The sequence below is a fragment of the Streptacidiphilus neutrinimicus genome, from assembly GCF_000787815.1.
GTDB lineage: Bacteria > Actinomycetota > Actinomycetes > Streptomycetales > Streptomycetaceae > Streptacidiphilus > Streptacidiphilus neutrinimicus.
Genome location: NZ_BBPO01000166.1, coordinates 2,557 through 4,096, shown reverse-complemented (window position 1 = coordinate 4,096; position 1,540 = coordinate 2,557). Strand labels below are relative to the sequence as shown.

Below are 1,540 nucleotides of genomic sequence, written 5' to 3'. Positions count from 1 at the left end.
GGCTAGGCGCTGGCGGCGGGGCCGCCGACGTGCTCGCCCTGGCTCGGCTTCTGCGCGCCCTCGGCGATGACTTCCATCCGAAACACGGGGACTTGGCAGTGGCTCAGGCTAGAGCAGTCCAGGCGACACACGGCTCACGAGTCGCGCGCTCAGTTCATACCGGCGACGGCCTTGGCTAGCACTGGGAGAACGTGGACAGTGATTTGATTCAGACTATGCAGATCGCAGCAGCTCCGTTGTATGACAATCCTGCTTTCTGGTCCCTGCTAGGGGTTATCGCCGTCGTCATCATGGGCCTCTTCGCCACATGGGCGCCGTTTGGGGCCTCGCGCCCAAGACGCACACTCATTTACAGCCTGGGGAAGCTTGCGGACCCGGCGACGGAGCCAACCGAAGGCTACTGGGTCGTTGTGCGCCTTAAAGCTCGAGGCCGAATGGACACCCGGCGCGATGAGTTTGACTCCGGCTGTCCGCTGGTACTGAATCTGGGCGTCCCTATCACGACAAAAGCCCAAACCGTCGCCATCAAGCCAGGCGGTCCACGCGGAGCACCGCAGGCAACAGTCGAGGGGATGACCCTTCGGATCGGCCCCGACATCATCTGGCGCGGACTAAGCGCAGAATACTATCTTGTCACTAGGAACGCTCCGACCATGCTCGAATGCAAGAGTGCACCCTTGCCGAATGTCAGAGTAAGGCCGCCTTTGATTGCCTGCGGACATCTAGGTTGGGCGATCGCCGCGATTTGGATGGCCGGACTTCCTGGCACTTCTCTGCTGCTCGATGTGAATATGTTTAGCGGGAATTCGGTTACGCCAAAGCTGTTTGCATATTCCGCGCTAATCGTCCTCTGGAGTGTGGTTTGCTGCATCCTGGGATATCTGCTTGGCCAATTTCATCGGAGATATCCAACCCGCCATCATCCGCGCCAAGAGTGAGTCGCCATATTGTCGCCCGCGCCCGGGAACAGCTTCGCTGCAGGCTGGCACTCCTGCGCGACGGAAGCGGGAGGTCTCCAGCCATCGAGCGCAGAATGGGGTTGAGGCCCTACGCGGGCTGCCCTGCGCACTCACCGTAGGGCTTCCGCTGCCGGGCCGGAACCCTTCGTCAGAGCGGGCGGCCTGGCCCCTCTCCCGGGGCTGCTGCCGAGGAGTCGGGCGCACCAGGGCGCATCGCCTTCTGGATGATCTCTCTGCACCGGTCCCAGGCCGCGGGAACGAGGTGGCCATAGATGTCGACGGTCGTCTTGATGGACTTGTGCCCCAGCCATCGGGACACCTCGTGGATCGGGATGCCGTCGGCAAGCGCGGTGGAGGCGAAGAAGTGACGAAGGCAGTACGGCGTGTACTTCGGCATCCCGTCAGGCTTCACGATTCCCGCAGCGATGAGCGCCTTCCTGAAGTGGTAGTCGTAGGTCGACGCCGTCGGCATGGTCCGCTTGCCGCGCTCGCGGGGCGCGAACAGCACCTCCTTACCGTCGACGGGCAGCGCACCCCACTCGGCCATGTGCTCATCGAGCTCCTGGCCCAGGAACGGCGGC

General features: G+C 63.0%; 2 protein-coding genes. One reads left to right on the top strand and one right to left on the bottom strand.

Annotation, left to right across the window (positions count from 1 at the left end):
- Positions 1–191: 191 nt before the first annotated feature.
- Positions 192–938, top strand: a complete 747-nt coding sequence (locus TR48_RS42815) for a hypothetical protein (protein WP_152628425.1) — start codon at positions 192–194, stop codon at positions 936–938.
- Between the two features lie 169 nt (positions 939–1,107).
- Here TR48_RS42815 and TR48_RS38185 read toward each other — a convergent pair.
- Positions 1,108–1,540, bottom strand: a 433-nt coding sequence (locus TR48_RS38185) for a tyrosine-type recombinase/integrase (protein ID WP_236652525.1), incomplete at its 5' end; no start/stop codon positions are given.